18 protein-coding genes and 1 pseudogene are annotated in these 16356 nt (G+C 65.3%); 15 read left to right on the forward strand and 4 right to left on the reverse strand.

Annotated elements, in window-relative coordinates:
* Nucleotides 1-34: 34 nt before the first annotated feature.
* From P7V53_RS12205 to P7V53_RS12225, 5 genes are all read left to right on the forward strand, one after another.
* Nucleotides 35-2284 (forward strand): DUF6351 family protein, encoded by a 2250-nt coding sequence (locus P7V53_RS12205; protein WP_280155742.1) that lies wholly within the window; start codon nucleotides 35-37, stop codon nucleotides 2282-2284.
* A 228-nt stretch (nucleotides 2285-2512) separates the two neighbouring features.
* Nucleotides 2513-3490, forward strand: a complete 978-nt coding sequence (locus P7V53_RS12210) for a tripartite tricarboxylate transporter substrate binding protein (protein WP_280155743.1) — start codon at nucleotides 2513-2515, stop codon at nucleotides 3488-3490.
* 21 nt (nucleotides 3491-3511) lie between these two features.
* Complete coding sequence (locus P7V53_RS12215; RefSeq protein WP_280155744.1) at nucleotides 3512-4345, forward strand: alpha/beta hydrolase; 834 nt, start codon at nucleotides 3512-3514, stop codon at nucleotides 4343-4345.
* A gap of 49 nt (nucleotides 4346-4394) precedes the next feature.
* Complete coding sequence (locus P7V53_RS12220) at nucleotides 4395-4664, forward strand: hypothetical protein (RefSeq protein WP_280155745.1); 270 nt, start codon at nucleotides 4395-4397, stop codon at nucleotides 4662-4664.
* Nucleotides 4665-4680: 16 nt separating this feature from the next.
* The gene (locus tag P7V53_RS12225; RefSeq protein ID WP_280155746.1) at nucleotides 4681-4998 is read left to right on the forward strand and encodes a hypothetical protein; all 318 of its coding nucleotides are present in this window, start codon (nucleotides 4681-4683) and stop codon (nucleotides 4996-4998) included.
* A gap of 172 nt (nucleotides 4999-5170) precedes the next feature.
* On the opposite strand, the gene P7V53_RS12230 is transcribed toward P7V53_RS12225, so the two are convergent.
* Both P7V53_RS12230 and P7V53_RS12235 read right to left on the reverse strand, forming a co-directional pair.
* Complete coding sequence (locus P7V53_RS12230) at nucleotides 5171-5326, reverse strand: hypothetical protein (protein WP_280155747.1); 156 nt, start codon at nucleotides 5324-5326, stop codon at nucleotides 5171-5173.
* Nucleotides 5327-5336: 10 nt separating this feature from the next.
* Entirely contained in the window at nucleotides 5337-5792 is a 456-nt protein-coding gene (locus P7V53_RS12235; protein ID WP_280155748.1) for a MarR family winged helix-turn-helix transcriptional regulator, read from the reverse strand.
* 54 nt (nucleotides 5793-5846) lie between these two features.
* On the opposite strand from P7V53_RS12235, the gene P7V53_RS12240 reads away from it, so the two are divergent.
* From P7V53_RS12240 to P7V53_RS31520, 4 genes are read left to right on the forward strand one after another with little or no spacing between them, the layout of a single operon-like run.
* Nucleotides 5847-6407: a PaaI family thioesterase gene (locus tag P7V53_RS12240; protein WP_280155749.1), complete on the forward strand. Its 561-nt coding sequence runs from the start codon at nucleotides 5847-5849 to the stop codon at nucleotides 6405-6407.
* The gene (locus tag P7V53_RS12245) at nucleotides 6394-7578 is read left to right on the forward strand and encodes an acetyl-CoA C-acetyltransferase (protein WP_280155750.1); all 1185 of its coding nucleotides are present in this window, start codon (nucleotides 6394-6396) and stop codon (nucleotides 7576-7578) included. Before P7V53_RS12240 ends, P7V53_RS12245 begins: the two co-directional genes overlap by 14 nt.
* A 13-nt stretch (nucleotides 7579-7591) precedes the next feature.
* Nucleotides 7592-8044: a MaoC family dehydratase gene (locus P7V53_RS12250; protein WP_280155751.1), complete on the forward strand. Its 453-nt coding sequence runs from the start codon at nucleotides 7592-7594 to the stop codon at nucleotides 8042-8044.
* 22 nt (nucleotides 8045-8066) lie between these two features.
* On the forward strand, nucleotides 8067-8417 hold the full coding sequence (locus tag P7V53_RS31520; protein ID WP_348273472.1) for an aldo/keto reductase: 351 nt from the start codon (nucleotides 8067-8069) through the stop codon (nucleotides 8415-8417).
* Between the two features lie 195 nt (nucleotides 8418-8612).
* Here the strand turns inward: P7V53_RS31520 and P7V53_RS12260 are convergent, their stop codons facing one another.
* On the reverse strand, nucleotides 8613-9227 hold the full coding sequence (locus tag P7V53_RS12260) for a TetR/AcrR family transcriptional regulator (protein ID WP_280155752.1): 615 nt from the start codon (nucleotides 9225-9227) through the stop codon (nucleotides 8613-8615).
* 131 nt (nucleotides 9228-9358) lie between these two features.
* On the opposite strand from P7V53_RS12260, the gene P7V53_RS12265 reads away from it, so the two are divergent.
* From P7V53_RS12265 to P7V53_RS12290, 6 genes and pseudogenes are all read left to right on the forward strand, one after another.
* Nucleotides 9359-10204, forward strand: a complete 846-nt coding sequence (locus tag P7V53_RS12265) for an alpha/beta hydrolase (RefSeq protein WP_280155753.1) — start codon at nucleotides 9359-9361, stop codon at nucleotides 10202-10204.
* A gap of 102 nt (nucleotides 10205-10306) precedes the next feature.
* Complete coding sequence (locus tag P7V53_RS12270) at nucleotides 10307-11395, forward strand: alkene reductase (protein ID WP_280155754.1); 1089 nt, start codon at nucleotides 10307-10309, stop codon at nucleotides 11393-11395.
* A gap of 58 nt (nucleotides 11396-11453) precedes the next feature.
* Nucleotides 11454-12242, forward strand: coding sequence for an SDR family oxidoreductase (locus P7V53_RS12275; protein ID WP_280155755.1), 789 nt, complete (start codon nucleotides 11454-11456; stop codon nucleotides 12240-12242).
* Between the two features lie 51 nt (nucleotides 12243-12293).
* Nucleotides 12294-13256 (forward strand): alpha/beta hydrolase, encoded by a 963-nt coding sequence (locus P7V53_RS12280; protein ID WP_280155756.1) that lies wholly within the window; start codon nucleotides 12294-12296, stop codon nucleotides 13254-13256.
* Between the two features lie 97 nt (nucleotides 13257-13353).
* Nucleotides 13354-14036: pseudogene (locus tag P7V53_RS12285) on the forward strand (NADH oxidase); the annotation flags it as partial.
* Between the two features lie 608 nt (nucleotides 14037-14644).
* Nucleotides 14645-15010, forward strand: coding sequence for a hypothetical protein (locus tag P7V53_RS12290; protein ID WP_280155757.1), 366 nt, complete (start codon nucleotides 14645-14647; stop codon nucleotides 15008-15010).
* A gap of 150 nt (nucleotides 15011-15160) precedes the next feature.
* On the opposite strand, the gene P7V53_RS12295 is transcribed toward P7V53_RS12290, so the two are convergent.
* Nucleotides 15161-16225: an alpha/beta hydrolase gene (locus P7V53_RS12295; RefSeq protein ID WP_280155758.1), complete on the reverse strand. Its 1065-nt coding sequence runs from the start codon at nucleotides 16223-16225 to the stop codon at nucleotides 15161-15163.
* Between the last annotated feature and the right edge of the window lie 131 nt (nucleotides 16226-16356).

Raw genomic sequence — 16356 nt, forward strand, 5'->3', positions numbered from 1 at the left:
GGTCTGACGGATACAGGCCTATCAGGAGACAACCATGGACTGCACCAGCAGCGCCGGCCCGAGCGGCCGCTTTCGTCGAGCCTTGCTCAGATGCGCAGGGGCCGTTGCGATATGCACAGCCGTATTCCCAGCCGCCGCGGACTTTGGACCCGACTGGGAGATTCGGGTCGTGTCGAGCAGGCCTAACCTGGTTAGCGGCGGGGATGCGGTGATCGAGGTCCAGTTGCCTCGCTACGCACGCAAGCGTGATGTGGTCGTAAGGCTCAACGGCGCGGATGTCACGGATCAGTTGAGCGCCGACTCGTCCGGAGCCAAGCTGACCGGCTTGGTCAGCGGGATGCGGGAAGGCAAGAACCGAGTCACTGTTGGCGACAGGCGGCAAAGCGGGTGGCAACACGCCGGATCCCTGGACGTGGTGAACTACCCAATCTCCGGCGAGATGTTCGGGCCCCATCAGCGTCCGTGGATTTGCGAAACCGAGGCCTCAGGTCTCGGTGCTCCTCCCGCAGCGGGCCCGTGCATGGGTGCGACCAAGTACGAGTGGTTCTATCGTTCCACATCCGGCGCACTGTTGCCCTTGCCGGCGGGTCCGCTGCCGGCAGATGTCGCAACAACCACCACGATCGACGGCACGACGGTGAAGTACATCGTGCGCGTGGAGTCAGGAACGATCAACGAATCCATCTATCGGATCGCGATCCTGGACGACCCGAGCAATCCGATCAGAGACCCGTGGTCGCCGACGGGCAAGAAGCCAGGCCCGGGATGGAACGGCAAGCTGTTCTATCACTTCGTTGGTGGTGCCGCGGCCGGCTTCCGTTCCGGGCGTAATTCAGCGACCAACGCCATCAACGTCTCCGACACGATCTCAACGCGAGATGAACCTCTACGGCTCGGGTTCGCTGTGGCCACGGCGACGCGCAATGTCTTTGGCACCGGATCCGACGAGGTGGTTTCGGCCGAGACGGTGATGATGGTCAAGGAGCGCTTCATCGAGCAGTACGGGGTTCCGAAATACACAGTTGCCTTAGGTAGTTCTGGCGGGGCCATTCAGCAGCAGCTTATCGCCCACAACTATCCAGGCTTGTTCGATGCCATCACGCCGGTGCGCAATTTCCCAGACGTCATGAGCATCTCGGTCGATGTCATCGACTGCGGGCTGCTCAACAACGTCTTCAGCAAGAACCCGGCAAATTGGCCCGCCGATCGGCGAGCGAAGGTCGACGGTTACGCCATTGATCCCCGCGGGCGGACCAACTGTGATGGCTGGCTGCGCTTTTCTTTCGATTGGCCAGGGCCGACAGACGGATTTGACGACGTGGTAACCGAGGCGCTGAGATACAACGCCGCAAGCAACCCTGGGGGCGCACGCGGGACCCTGCAGGACGGCTCGGTCAATTCGATGGGGATCAGTCCGCTCACCGGCTTCGCGCGCACCTACTACGACAACATCGGTGTCCAGTACGGATTGAAGGCACTCAACCAGGGTGCCATCACTGTGACAGAGTTTCTGGATTTGAATGAGAGCATCGGGGGCATCGACGTCGACGCCAATCCGGTGCCCACGCGCAGCCAGGGCGACCTCATCGGGATCAAGCACGCGTACCGGCACGGTCGCATCAATGACGGCGAGAACATGACGTTGCCGATCATCCAATACAGGAACTACGTCGACTTCCAGGCGGACATCCACTCGTTTCATCGAAGCAGGGCCATGCTCGAGCGCATGAAGAAAGCAAACGGAACGACGGACAATGTCGCTCGGTGGACAATGCCGCAGAACGGTACTGTCAACTTCATGCGCATGGCGCTCCTGGCGCACGACGAGTGGCAGCGCAACATCGCAGCCGACAGAGCACCTGGCTCGTACGCCAAGAAGGTTATTCGCAACCGACCCGCCAGCCTCAAAAACCAGTGCTGGGACGACGCCGGCGTCACGCACGATCATCCGTTCGACACGAGCGATCCCGGGGTGTGCAACACACAATTCCCAGTGCACGACGACCCCCGCATCGCTGCGGGTGGGCCAACAGCGGGTGACATCCTGAAGTGCCAACTGAAGCCCGTGCGGCCGGCTGACTACAAAGTATCGTTCTCCAGCGCAGAGTGGGCCAGGCTGCAAGCGATCTTCCCGCAGGGCGTCTGCGATTGGTCCAAGCCGGGCGTCGAGCAGCGGCCGCTGAAGGACGCTTGGCTGGCCTTCCCGAAGCCGGGTCATGCCGTGCGATTGGATCGTGATTTTGATGCCGACGACGATCGCTATGACGACCACCATCACCGCTGACCACGTCAGTACCGGCGCAAGTCAGCAAGGCCGGCGCCAGCCGCGCGCTGAATATGCCTGCCTAATGCCATGGCGCGCGACGAACTCGGGCAATGCCGGCACCAGCAGGCTTTGGGTCGCCGACTCCGATCCGATCAGCCGCAGCATGCCGCCACCGCGATGGGAGCAAGCGGTTCAGCAGCGCGGTTGCGGAGGGATGCATCGCGCGGCGCAGTTTAGGGGACGTCGTTGAAACCCGTCACGCGCCGCTTGGCGGCATTCACGCTCGTGGCTCTCGGGACGGCGCCGTTCGCGCGCGCGCAGCCGGCGGCGTGGCCGACGAAGCCGATCCGGATCATCGTTCCCGCGCCGCCCGGCGGCGCCTACGACCGCACGATCCGTCCGCTGGCGCAGGAGATGTCGGCACAACTCAAGCAGCCCGTCTTCATCGAGAACAAGCCAGGTGCGGGCAACATCATCGGCACACAGGCCGGCGCGACGGCGGCGCCCGACGGCTACACGCTGACGATGACCGGCATGCTGAACACCATCGCGCAAGGCATCTACGAGCGAGTGCCGTTCGACATCGTTGCCGACTTCGCGCATGTCGCCTGCATCGCGGGCGGCGAGCAATGGCTGGTCGTCAACAGCCAGGCCGGTATCGCGAGCTTTGCCGGCCTGATCGAGCAGGCCCGCCGCGAGCCGGGCAAGCTGAACTACGCCACCTCGGGCCAAGGCAGTACCGGTCACCTGGTGATGGAGCTGCTTCAACGAGCTACCGGAACGCAGTTGACGCATGTGCCTTACAAGGGCGGCGCGCCGGCCCTGCAGGACGTGCTGGCGGGCCTGGTGCCGATCACGGTGATTCCCGGGAGCGGCGCCATGCAACACGTGCAGAGCGGCAAGCTGAAGGTGCTGGCGGTGTCGAGCGCCGCGCGCAGCCCCGAGCTGCCCCAGGTGCCCACCTTCGAGGAAATCGGCCACAAGCAGCTCACGGTGATCTCATGGGTCGGCCTGTCGGCGCCGAAAGGCACGCCGCCGGAGATCGTCGACAAGGTGTATGCCGCGGTGCGCGCGAGCATGGCCAGCAAGGACCTGATGGCGAAGCTGGCTGCCGAGGGCCTGACGGCGATGCTGATGTCGCCGTCACAGTACACCCAACTCGTGCGCAGCGACACCGAGCGCTGGGGCCAGCTCACGCGCAGCCTGAACCTGAAGGCGAATTGAGCACCACGAGGCAGGCACAGCATGCCCTTTGTTCGTTCGCACGGATGCGAGATCTACTACGAGCGCCACGGCGCGGGACCGGCGCTGCTGTTTTTGCACGGCGCAGGCTCCAACGCGGCCACCTGGTGGCAGCAACTGCCCGCATTCTCGGCGCAGCACACGTGCCTGACGATGGACATCCGTTGCTTCGGACGTTCCATGGCGCCCACCGACGAGTTCACGCTTGGCCACTTCGTGGCCGACGCGGTGTCACTGCTTGATCACGAGAGGCTGGAACAAGTCGTCGTGATCGGCCAGTCGCTGGGCGGGATGATTGGATTGCAGTTGGCGCTGCGCCATCCGCAGCGGGTTTGCGGCTTCGTGGCCTGCGACAGCTCGCTGGCAGTGGACCATCCGCCGCTGGTGGCCAGCGTCGAGCGGCGCTTCTGTACTGTGTCGGCGCTCGCCATCGAGCAGCGCTCGCTGGGGCGCAAGTTCCTGGATGAGCAGCCTGCGCTCGCGGCGCTGTACGCGCAGATCAATCATTTCAACCCGAGCGCCCATCGCATTGCGCCCGAGGACTGGCATCGCGCGCTCCGGCGCTTGAACGAGCCGCAGTCGCTGACGCGCGTGGGCGACCTCGAAGCGCTGCTGTGCCCCACGCTGTTCGTGGTTGGCGCCGAGGACCCGATCGTCCCGGTGAGCGCGATGCATGACCTTGCGGGCGTTGTGCCGGGCAGCGAGGTGGTTGTGATCGAGCATGCCGCCCACTCGGCCTACTTTGAGCAGCCCGCCGAGTTCAACCGTCACGTGCTTCACTTCCTGCAGCGCCGCGTTGCAGGCCTCACAGGTCTCGATCCACCACGTACCGAATGAAGCATTCGGGTCGAATTGCCGTGCTGTCCGTGGCCGCCTTGGCGGTTGCTTGCGCGACGTCGCGGCATCCGTCGATGCCGACCGGTGCGGCGGCCGGCGACCGCCGCGGCGACAGCATCCCGCGGCGGCGGCGCTGTGCGCCGGAGGCAACCCGCTGGTGTGGAAGACCTACTCGGGCATCGTCAACGCCGCGTTCGACGACGAACTCGCCTTCGTCCGCCGCGCGCTGAACGCTCAGACGAACGAAAGCAACTGCGGCACGCTGACCGCACCCGCTGCGCCCGAGCCGGCCACTGCCGGGATCCGGTTCAACGATTGACCGCCAGGGGCGATTCATGGCCACGGTCTCGATCATCGCTGCAGCGACCTGCATTCCGCTGCGGCTGCCGTTCAACCACTGGGCCGATCCCCCGCTGTGCGTTGGCAAGCCGCGCACGACGCTGGACAGCGTGCTGGTTCGTGTGGCGCTCGGCAACGGCCTGGTTGGCTGGGGCCAAGCGTACGGCGGCGAAATCACCGCAGTGAGCGCGCTGATGCAAAGCCGCATCGCGCCTTTGGGTTGCGGCGAGGACGCCTCGGATCAGACCCTCACCGCGCGGCTGGAGCGCACGTTGCACAACCCCGGACGTTCAGGTTCGTGCGGCATGCGTTGAGCGGGCTCGACATCGCGCTGTGGGACTTGCGCGGCAAGCTCGAGCGCAGGCCACTGTTCGATCTTCTCGGTGGCGCGGCGCGTTCCCGCGTGCCGGCCTATGCCTCGCTGCTGCAGTACTACGGCAGCAGCGCGCGGGTGGTGCAGAACGTGCAACGGGCCATCGACGCAGGCTATGGTGCCGTCAAGCTGCATGAGCGCAGCGTCGATGCCGTGGCCGCTGCGCGCAGCTCGGTGCCGATGTCCGGGAACGCCGGCAGGATGATGTTGGCGGCCAACGCGCCGAGCGCAGCGAGCCCGGCAAGCAGCAGCAGCGAGCCGGTCGACAACGTGCGAGGGTCAATCGGCGCCGGCATCGTCGGCGTCAGCGGACAAACTGTCCAGGCAGTCGTCGAGCAGTTCGTGCAGTGCGAGCACGCGGTCGACGCCCAAGCGCCCGTTCAGCGCAGTCTGAGCCGCCTTCCAGGCGCGCAGCCCTTCAACTCGCTTCTCGTGACCCGCGGGTGTGGCCTCTACCGACCGGCTGCGGGCGTCCTCACCCTCGCCGATCTTGATCCACCCCTGAGCAGTCAGGGGTTGGAGGTTGCGCGTCAATGTCGAAGGATCCATCTGCATGCGGCGCGCCAGGTCGCTTGGCCTCATCGGACCAAGCTTGACGACGTGGGAGAGCAGCGCGTACTGCATGTTCTTGAGGCCGGCCTCAGCAACATAGCCGTCGTAGTGCCGCGTCACTACGCGGCCAAGCTGACGCAGCATCAGGTTGGTACAGCCCTGCGGTTTAGTCTTGGTTTTCACGTGTGATATTGTATATACAACTATTGCAAATACAAGTTTGCGGAAGGGTTCGCAATGACCACTGACGAAGTTCTTGAGCAATGGCAGGCCAGAGAGCGGCAAGTGCGCGACAGGCTTCTGCCAGCAGATGTGCAGCCAAGGGCGCACGTCTTCGGCCGCACAGGCATGCGGATCTTCGAGGCGATCTTTGCCGGGGAGCTGCCGCCGGCGCCCATCGGCGACACGCTGGACTTCATTCCCGTCCATATCGAGCCTGGCGTAGCCATCTTCCAGGGCCGGCCCCAGCGTCGTCACTACAACCCGCTGGGAACGGTGCATGGGGGCTGGTACTGCACCCTGCTGGACTCAGCCGTGGGATGTGCCGTGCACTCGACGCTGCCGGCCGAGAAGGGCTACACGACGCTTGAGCTCAAGGTGAACATGATCCGCCCGCTCAGCGACTCAGTCCCGCTGGTGCGGGCTGAGGGCCGGGTCATCCATGCGGGTCGCCAGACCGCCACCGCGGAGGGGCGAATCGTCGGTCCCGACGGGAAGCTCTATGCCCACGCCACTACCACCTGCTTGATCTTCGACCACACCCCACCCGCTTCTGGAGCCCCCCATGTCCAAGCCTGAGATCGTCCTTTGTTCACCTGTCCGGACCGCCATCGGCACCTACGGCGGAGCCTTGAAGGACACGCCAGCCCCTGACCTGGGTGCCGCCGTTGTCCGCGAGACCCTGAGGCGAGCTGGCCTTGCCGGCGAAAACGTCGATAGCGTCTTGCTTGGTCACGTCATCCAGGCCGGCACGAAGATGAATCCCGCCCGCCAAGCTTCGGTCGGCGGTGGTTTGCCGGTGAACGTGCCGGCGCTGACGTTGAACCGCGTTTGCGGCTCTGGCGCCCAGGCCATCGCGTCTGCGGCGCTCGAAGTGATGTCTGGCTATGCCACCGTCGTCGTCGCTGGTGGCATGGAGAACATGGATCAGGCGCCGTACCTGATGCCTGGTGGTCGCTGGGGGCATCGCATGGGCGACGCCCAGATCCTGGACAGCATGCTGCGCGATGGCCTTCACGATGCGTTCAGTGGGCAGCACTCCGGGTGGCATACGGAGGACCTGGTCAGCCGCTATGACATCTCCCGTGAGGACCAGGATCGCTGGGCCGCACGCTCGCAGCAACGTTTCAGCCAGGCGCAGTCGGCAGGCAAGTTTGATGACGAGATCCTCGGCCTTGAACTGGCGGGCCGCAAAGGCCCGGTGCGCTTCGAACGCGACGAGGCGAACCGCCCCGACACCACGGTCGAGACGCTGGCCAAGTTGAAGCCGGCGTTCCGCAAGGACGGCACGATCACCGCCGGAAACGCCCCTGGCCTCAACAGCGCGGCGTCGGCCATGATCGTTGCGGAGCGAGCCACTGCGGAGCGGCTGGAGCTGAGGCCGTGGGCGCGGCTGGTTTCGCACGGCGTCGCCGCGGTCGAACCGGGCATGTTTGGCATCGGTCCCGTGCCGGCCGTCACTCTTGCCCTGCAGCGCGCAGGCTGGAAGATCGGCGACATCGACCGCATTGAAATCAATGAAGCCTTCGCGGCGATCACGCTGGCCTGCCTGCGGGAGCTCGGCCTGCCTGAGGACATCGTCAATGTCGAAGGCGGCTCCATCGCCCACGGACATGCCATAGGCGCCACCGGTGCGGTGCTTACCACGCGGCTGCTGCACTCCATGCGCAGGGACGGGTTGCGCCGCGGCGTGGTCACGCTGTGCATCGGCGGCGGCCAGGGCATCGCGCTGGCCCTTGAAATGCTCTGACCGGAGATTCGACATGCCCTCTCTGTACCTGGAAGACTTCGAGCCTGGGCAGCGCTTCACAGGAAGCACCCGCGTTCGTATCGACGACGAGCGGATCAAGGCATTTGCAGCTGAGTTCGACCCCCAGCCCTTTCACCTGGATGCGCTTGCCGCCTCGGCGACGTTCTTCGGTGGTTTGGCGGCCAGTGGTTGGCACACCGCCGCGGTGACGATGCGCCTGCTCGTGGACAGCGAGTTCAAACCTGTCGGCGGCATCGTGGGTGCCGGATTCGACGAACTTCGTTGGCCGCGGCCGGTCAGGCCGGGCGACGAACTGCACGTCGAGAGCGAGGTTCTGGAGGTGCGGCCTTCGAAATCTCGCCCAGACCAAGGGCTGGTGAAGGTGCGCACGAACACGTTGAACCAACACGGCGAGGTTGTTCAGACCTCGGTCGGCAATCTCGTCGTCCCTCGGCGACCCGCGTGATCGCGCGTCGAACACCATTTGTTTGAGCAGCGATGAACTACGTGAACTTCGGCAAGACGGGCCTGCGGGTGTCGCAACTGGCCCTCGGCACAGGCAACTTCGGACTTCGTGCTCGACCAAATTCAGCAACGGCGCCCAACCGGACGCCAATCGCCTCGTCACCGGCAACAGCCGCAAAGCCCTGGCGGCTTCGGTCGACGCCAGCTTGCGCCGGCTCAAGACCGATCGCATCGACGTCTATTGGGTCCGCCATCTGAATGGCATAACACCCATCGAGGAAATTGTCCGCGGCTTCGACGACCTCGTACGCCCCCGGCAAGGTTCTCTACGCCGGGCTCGAACTTCCCAGCATGGCGGCTGTCACGCGCAGTGACCTGGGCAGAGCTGACCCGTTTGGTGCCGATCGCCGCTGCCCACTTCGAGCACAGCCTGGTTCGCCGCGAGCCGGCGGCCGACCTTTTCCCGGCTGCGCGGGCGCTCGACATCGGTGTCGTCGCTGTCATGCGTCGGTGGATGCGATTCGTCCCGCTGCCAAGGCGGCGTACATCTCGGGAAATCGAGACGGAGCTCAGTCTGGGTGGCTGTTCGGCGAAGGCCGTGCTTCAGCCTGAGGCGCCGCCAGCGACCCGAGGAGTGCGTCCCGGCAAACCTCGAGCAATTCGCCTGCAAGTGGCGAGTCGTCCGGGCAGGCCCGAGACATGACGAGCGCGCCCACGGCGTGCGAGAGCAAGTCGACGATCCTGCTTCGCGTTTGACTGGCGTCTGTCGCGGGCGCCGTGTCACCGCCACGGCTCAGTGCCGCGATCAAGGACTCGATGCCAGTCGCGAAAGCCGCTCGGACGGAGTCGGGCTGACGCGCAGCATCTCCGCCAAGCGCGGCCATGGTGCAACCGGTGGCTCGGCTGTCTCGGTGCTCACGCGACAGGTATTGCCTGACGAACTCTGCGGGATCCGCACCGTCGCCAGTCAGCGCCGCGGTCTGGGCCATTCCGCAGGCCGTCGATTCGGCAATCAGGTCGGTCTTGGAGCCGAAGTGCTTGTAGAACCCGCCGTGGGTGAAACCCGCTGCAGCCATCAGGTCGGCCACGCCGACGCCGTCGTAGCCGCGCTCGCGAAACAGCTGGGAAGCCGTCTCGACGATGTGCGCCCGGTTCGCCTCTGCTTGTGCCTTGGTGACCTTCATAACGAGCTGACTGATTTTTCGCTGTGCCAGGAGGTTCCACTATACATTGATGTCGTTCATCATCAAATCCTTGACAAGTTGGATGATGATCATCATCATTGATGGGTCTTTACTTGAAAGGACCCTGATCCATGAGCAACACGCACCTGACCGCACCCACCCAGTTCGTGGAGGTCGATGGCGACAAGTTCGCCTACCGCCGGTGGGGCAACGCCTTCAGTTCGCAGCCCCCGCTGTTCTTCGTGCAGCACTTCCGCGGTGGCATGGACCACTGGGACCCGCTGCTGACCGATGGCCTCGCCGAAGGCCGCGAGGTCATCCTCTTCAACGGCCGTGGCATCGCTTCGTCGAGCGGCACCCCACGCAACCGCATGGAGGACATGGCCGACGACATTGCGCGGGTGATCCAGGCGCTGGGTCTGTCGCAGGTGGATCTGCTGGGCTTCTCGCTCGGCGGCTTCCAGGTGCAGGAGGTGACGCTGCGCCATCCGCAGCTCGTGCGCAAGTTGCTGCTGCTGGGCACCGGGCTGCGCGGCGGCGATCCGAACATGGAGCCCAAGGTGCTCGAAGTCGCGCCGCGACCGGTGCCCACGGTGGAGGACTTCCTCTACCTGTTCTTCGGGCGCTCCGACGCCGCCAAGCAGGCTGGGCTGGCGTTCTGGGAGCGCCGCCATCAGCGTGTCGATCAGGACCCGCCCAGCTCCGCGGCGGTGGCCCAGGCACAGACCGAAGCCCATGCCGCCTACCTGCCGCCGCTGGCCGGCGAGAACCCCTACGCCTACCTGAATGCCATCCAGCAGCCAACGCTGGTGCTCAACGGGGTCAAGGACGTGATGATCCCCACGATCAACTCCTGGCACCTGGCGCAGAACATTCCCAACGCCCAGTTGCTGATCTACCCGGACGCCGGCCACGCCGCGCAGTTCCAGTACCCCGAGCGCTTCCTCAAGCACGCGATCCAGTTCCTGGCGGAGTGACGGCGCGCACAAATATCTGCGCCACCAGCCATTGAGTTCACTCGGCGGCCGCATGCCGCGCATCGGCCGCACGTCCATCCATTCAAGAGAACGAATACGAACATGAGCAAGAAAGCGCTCTTCGAGCCGTACAAGCTGGGACCTCTGACCCTCGCCAATCGCATCGTCATGGCGCCGCTGACCCGCAACCGCGCCGGCGCCGGCCTGGTGCCCAGCGAACTGGCCGCGACCTACTACGCCCAGCGCGCTTCGGCCGGCCTGATCATCACCGAGGCCACGCAGGTGTCGGCCCAGGCCCAGGGCTACCAGGACACCCCCGGCCTGTACACGCCCGGGCAGATCGCCGGCTGGCGCCGGGTCACGGATGCCGTGCACGCGAAGGGCGGGCGCATCTTCGTGCAGCTCTGGCACGTGGGCCGCGTGTCGCACGTCAATGTGCAGCCGGGCGGCGCCGCGCCGGTCGCGCCTTCGGCCATCCGCGCGGCGACCAAGACCTTCGTCAACAACGGCTTTGCCGACGTGTCCGAGCCGCGCGCCCTCGAACTGAGCGAGTTGCCGGGCATCGTGAACGACTTCCGCCAAGCGGCGGCCAACGCCATCGCCGCCGGCTTCGACGGCGTGGAGATCCACGGCGCCAATGGCTACCTGCTGGAGCAGTTCATCAAGGACGGGGCCAACCAGCGCACCGACGCGTACGGCGGCTCCGTCGAGAACCGCGCCCGCCTGCTGCTGGAAGTGGTCGCGGCAGCGGCGAAGGAGATCGGCGCCGATCGCACCGCCGTGCGCATCTCGCCGGTGTCGCCGGCCAACGGCATCTCCAGCAGCGATCCGCAGCCGCAGTACGACTACATCGTCGAACAGCTCAGCACGCTGGGCATCGTCTACCTGCACGTGGTCGAAGGTGCGACGGGCGGCCCGCGCGACGTGGCCCCGTTCGACTACGCCGCGCTGCGCAGCCGCTTCAAGCAGACCTACCTCGCCAACAACGGCTACGACCTGGAGTTCGCCGCCGCCCAGCTGGAAGCGGGCAAGGCTGACCTTTTTGCCTTCGGTCGGCCGTTCATCAGCAACCCTGACCTGGTCGACCGGCTCAAGAGCGGCGCGCCGCTGGCACAGCTCAACCCGGCCACGCTCTATGGCGGCGGCGCCGCGGGCTACACGGACTACCCCACGCTGGCCGAGGCCAGGTAAGCAAACACGCGCCGGGCCGAACGCTGCGGCCCGGTGCCCTCTGATCTGCGGAGAACCCATGACCACCCAATCCACCGCCCTCATTACCGGCGCTTCGACCGGCATCGGCGCAACCTACGCTGAGCGCCTCGCACAGCGCGGCCACGATCTTGTACTGGTCGCGCGCGACCAGGCACGCCTGGACGCACTTGCGCGGCGCCTGCGCGACGAACACGAGGTTGCCGTGGACGTGCTGCAGGCCGACCTGACGAAACAGGCCGACCTGGCTGCCGTCGAAGCCCGTCTGCGTGACGACGCCCGCATCGACATCCTGATCAACAACGCCGGCATGGCCCAGTCGGCCGGCTTTGTGCAGCAGACGGCGGAGAGCATCGAACGCCTGATCACGCTCAACACCACTGCGCCGACGCGGCTAGCCGCTGCTGTCGCACCCCGCTTCGCGCAAGCGAGCACCGGCTCGATCGTCAACATCGGCTCCGTGGTCGGCTTCGCGCCCGAGTTCGGCATGTCGATCTATGGCGCCACCAAGGCGTTCGTGTTGTTCTTGTCGCAGGGCTTGAACCTGGAGCTGGCTCCCAAGGGGGTCTACATCCAAGCCGTACTGCCAGCGGCCACCCGCACCGAGATCTGGGAGCGCGCCGGGATCGACGTCAACACGCTGACCGATGTGATGGATGTCGGCGAACTCGTCGATGCGGCATTGGTCGGATTCGACCGCCGCGAACTGGTCACGATCCCGCCGCTGCACGTGGCCGAGCGCTGGGACGCATTGGACGGCGCGCGCCAGGGGCTGCTGGCGAACATCCGGCAGGCACACGCTGCCGACCGCTATCGACGGCAATCCTGATCGTCCCCTCGGTTCTTCATCACTCCATCACCCTTTCCATTCGGAGACACCATGCTCTACCTGTCCCGAGTCGGCGTGTGCCTGCTCGCTCTCTCTGCCACGCTGCTGTCGGCCTGTGCCACGGCCGACAAGCCGCCTGTGGCCGCAATCTCAACCGCCAACGTCGCCACGGCGCAGGGCGCGACATGGAAGAGCGTGCCAACGCAGGTCGTCTCTGCGGGCGGCGTTGACTTCGCGTACCGCGAACTGGGCCAGAAGAACGCCGGCACGTCGGTGATCTTGCTCACCCATCTGGCCGCCGTTCTGGACAACTGGGACCCCCGGGTGGTGGATGGCATCGCCGCGAAACACCACGTGGTCGCGTTCGACAACCGCGGCGTCGGCGCCTCGACCGGCTCGCCGGCCAACACCATCGAACAAATGGCGGACGACGCCATCACCTTCATCAAGGCCAAAGGCTTCAAGCAGGTGGATCTCTTCGGCTTCTCGATGGGCGGAATGATCGCCCAGGAGATCGTGCTGAAAGAGCCGCAGCTCGTGCGCAAGCTGATCCTGACGGGTACCGGCCCAGCGGGCGGGCCGGGCATCAGCACCGTGGCGGGCGTATCGAACTACGACCTGCTGCGCGCGACGTTCACCGGCCAAGACCCCAAGCAGTACCTCTTCTTCACCCGCACGCCGAGGGGTATCGAGGCAGGGAAGGCTTTCCTGAAGCGCCTGCAGGAGCGCACGCAGAACCGCGACAAGGACATCGCCGTGGGTGCGTACGTGGCGCAGTTGCAGGCACTCAGCGCATGGGGGCAGAAGCGCCCGGCCGACCTGTCGGTGATCAAGCAGCCGGCCCTCGTGGCCAATGGCGACGACGACCGGATGGTGCCGACCAGCAATTCGCATGACCTCGCCAAGCGTCTGCCGAACGCCCAGCTCGTCATCTATCCGGATGCCGGCCACGGCGGGATCTTCCAGTACCACGAGGACTTCGTGCCGAAGGCACTGGCCTTCCTGGCGAACTGAGTGCGGAGGTCCCCCATGACTGACACCCATCTCCCCGCGCCCACCCGTTTTGTGGACGTCGGCGGCACTGGGTTCGCCTATCGCCGCTGAGGCACGACGCGCGCTCGGCGAGCCGGGCAACGTCGTGATCGAGGACGAGTCCGACATGGCCATCCTGCGGCAATGGACGCAGGCCGCGACCGCACAAGGCTCGGCCTTGTGAGCGCAACTCAACCATCCGGGCAAGCAATCGACGCGAGGGTTGAATGCGTTCAACCTGGCGCCCTCTGCCGTTCCCTTCCGCGAGGCATGGCGGCGTTCTTCGACACCCCACGCGAGGCCAGCAGCGGTGACATCCACGACATCATCGCTCGCTTCGGGCGCAGCGCGGCTGTCTGCAAGAAGGCAGGGTTCCATGGCGTGCAGATCCACGCTGCACACGGCTACCTGATCAACCAGTTCCTCTCGCCGCACCACAACCGCCGAGACGATGAATGGGGCGGCACGGCCGAGAAACGGCGGCGCTTCGTGCTGGCCGTCTACGCCGAGATCCGCCGCCACGTCGGCCCGGGCTTCCCCGTGGGCATCAAGCTCGACTCGGCCGACTTCCAGCGCGGCGGGTTCACCGAGGACGACTCGCTCGAGACGATCCGTGCACTGTCCGATGCGGGCATCGACCTGATCGAGATCTCCGGCGGAACCTACGAGGCGCCCGCGATGAGCGGCGCGATGCATCAATCGAAGAGGGCATCCACGGCCGCCCGGGAGGCTTACTTTCTCGAGTTCGCGGAGAAGGCACGCGGGGCGGTTGGCAACTTGTCCTTGCTGGCTTGCTCGAAGAGCTCGGCCGTCACGTCGGGAAGCTTGATTGCCGTGAGCTTGGCCAGGGCTCCGGGACGAAAGCGGAAGCTGGCACAGTCCGCGAAGGAAGGCTGCGAGATCCGGTGCTGCCTTCTCGATGAACTTCATTCGCTGCGGTCGATCGAGGTAGAGCTCTCGCCGGTGGTCGGCGTTCTTGATAGGGCGAAGCTTGCTGCGCCCGGCGGAGTCCGTGTTAGCAGGCCGTCTACATAGGCGAGGTTGAGTGCTGCGCGGAAGCACGTCATGTCACGGTTTAGCGTGCTGTCAGATCGACTTGACATGGTGGGGGTCGTTGGTTCGAGTCCAATCGCGCCTACCAAATTCGGTAGACAGAAAGCACTTAGCGGAGACGCCAGTGCTTTTTTGTTGGTGGTACCAAAAAAGTACCAAAAGTCTCTCCTCCGCGGCTGTCCACTTGACCATTGACCTTGCGGCCGATGGCGCAGAGAGTCACTCCGGGTGGAGCGCGCCTACGGTCCACGTCATGCAGCCGGGAGAGGCCTGCAGGTCGCGGAGAGTTTCCCCGCGACAGCCAGACTGGAATCGCCATGCACCTTCAAGTACCCATCACCATTGCGGACGAGCTCGACGAGCAGATCGTGGACTCGGCCGGATTCCTGGACCTCGCCAGCGGTGAGATCCACGAAGTGACCTACGCCAACTACGACGTGAAGGCGAAAGGCATTCCGGCGACGCTGCCTGACTACGCGTTCACAAGCGGCAAGCTGTCCCATGCCGGGAAGGACGTCGAGTTCGGCGTACAGGTCGACCTCTTCAGCGGTCGCTACAGCGTCACGGCCAACGAGCTGCTCGACATCAAGGTCCGCGCCGCCAAGCTCTTCGCGGGGATCCAGGCCAAGGATCTTGCGCGCGTCGGCGGCCATCCGGGAACGTCGCGCAGGGACATTCACTGACACGAGCGGTCAGGCGATCAGCGGCGGGGGAACGCGACTGACAGCGACTTCCGGTTCCGACACGCAGAGGGTCATGGACTGACATCTCCCAAGGAGGCATGCATGGCGGCCGCTCCACGCGCTTGGCCGCCGTTGCGTTCAGTCCTCAGCTCAGAGCCGATCCACGTCGACGATGGCCTGAGCGAATGCCTGCGGGGCCTCTTGAGGCAAGTTGTGACCGATCCCGCCTTGGAGGGTCCGGTGCTCGTACTTTCCGGTGAAGCGCTTGGCATAAGCGGCTGGATCGGGATGCGCGGCACCATTCGCGTCCCCTTCCATGGTGATGGTTGGCACGTTGATCGCCGGAGCCTGGGCCAGCTTGCGCTCGAGGTTGTCATACCTGGCCTCACCCTCGGCCAGGCCGATCCGCCACCGATAGTTGTGGACGGAAATGGCCACGTGGTCCGGATTGTCGAAGGCGGCGGCGCTGCGCTCGAAGGTCGCATCGTCGAAGTTCCATTTCGGCGAAGCGATCTGCCAGATGAGCTTTGCAAAGGCGCGCCGATGCTTCTCGTAGCCGGCGCGGCCACGCTCCGTGGCGAAGTAGAACTGGTACCACCACTTCAGCTCCTCCTGCGGCGGCAGTGGCGACTGGTTGGCTTCGCGGTTGCCGATCAGGTAGCCGCTGACCGACACGAGCGCCTTGCAGCGCTGGGGCCAGAGCGCTGCGACGATGTTGGCGGTTCGTGCACCCCAGTCGCATCCGCCGACGATGGCCTTGTCGATGTCCAAAGCGTCCAGCAGCGCGATGGCGTCGACGGCGAGAACCGACTGCTGGCCATTGCGCGCGGTGTCGTCGGACAGAAAGCGCGTCGTGCCGTACCCGCGCAGGAACGGGACGATCACCCGGTAACCCTTCGCGGCGAGCAACGGCACGACATCGACATACGTATGGATGTCATACGGCCAACCGTGCAGCAGCAACACCGCGGGTCCGGCAATCGGGCCGGACTCGGCGTATCCGACATTCAGAACGCCGGCTTGCACCTGCTTCAGCGGGCCGAACGAGGTGTTGGTGCCGGGCTTCAAGGCCGGAACTGCGCCCGGCCGGGAGTCACTTTCTTGCGCCGATGCAGTGCCGACTCCCCATGCGGTAGCGCTGATGGCCATGGCGGCATTGCCCAGAAAACGACGGCGACTCGCGCTCGGCGTTTGATTGGATTCGGGGGAATTCATGAGCAGGTTCTCGACAGGTTTCAAGGTCGACGGGATCGATGGAAGATGCCTGCGCCCGTGGGATTGCACATCCGACACGGGACAGGGACATCGTCGCGACCATTGGCATACCCCGGCTGCAGGGGCCGCCA

This window comes from Piscinibacter sp. XHJ-5 (genome assembly GCF_029855045.1).
Lineage (GTDB): Bacteria > Pseudomonadota > Gammaproteobacteria > Burkholderiales > Burkholderiaceae_C > Albitalea.

Coding starts and splice junctions, on each gene's coding strand:
- P7V53_RS12240 (WP_280155749.1), top strand. CDS start 5,847: ATGACCACTGACGAAGTTCTTGAGCAATGGCAGGCCAGAGAGCGGCAA.
- P7V53_RS12205 (WP_280155742.1), top strand. CDS start 35: ATGGACTGCACCAGCAGCGCCGGCCCGAGCGGCCGCTTTCGTCGAGCC.
- P7V53_RS12215 (WP_280155744.1), top strand. CDS start 3,512: ATGCCCTTTGTTCGTTCGCACGGATGCGAGATCTACTACGAGCGCCAC.
- P7V53_RS12295 (WP_280155758.1), bottom strand. CDS start 16,225: ATGAATTCCCCCGAATCCAATCAAACGCCGAGCGCGAGTCGCCGTCGT.
- P7V53_RS12270 (WP_280155754.1), top strand. CDS start 10,307: ATGAGCAAGAAAGCGCTCTTCGAGCCGTACAAGCTGGGACCTCTGACC.
- P7V53_RS12250 (WP_280155751.1), top strand. CDS start 7,592: ATGCCCTCTCTGTACCTGGAAGACTTCGAGCCTGGGCAGCGCTTCACA.
- P7V53_RS12265 (WP_280155753.1), top strand. CDS start 9,359: ATGAGCAACACGCACCTGACCGCACCCACCCAGTTCGTGGAGGTCGAT.
- P7V53_RS12225 (WP_280155746.1), top strand. CDS start 4,681: ATGGCCACGGTCTCGATCATCGCTGCAGCGACCTGCATTCCGCTGCGG.
- P7V53_RS12245 (WP_280155750.1), top strand. CDS start 6,394: ATGTCCAAGCCTGAGATCGTCCTTTGTTCACCTGTCCGGACCGCCATC.
- P7V53_RS12260 (WP_280155752.1), bottom strand. CDS start 9,227: ATGAAGGTCACCAAGGCACAAGCAGAGGCGAACCGGGCGCACATCGTC.
- P7V53_RS12280 (WP_280155756.1), top strand. CDS start 12,294: ATGCTCTACCTGTCCCGAGTCGGCGTGTGCCTGCTCGCTCTCTCTGCC.
- P7V53_RS12275 (WP_280155755.1), top strand. CDS start 11,454: ATGACCACCCAATCCACCGCCCTCATTACCGGCGCTTCGACCGGCATC.
- P7V53_RS12290 (WP_280155757.1), top strand. CDS start 14,645: ATGCACCTTCAAGTACCCATCACCATTGCGGACGAGCTCGACGAGCAG.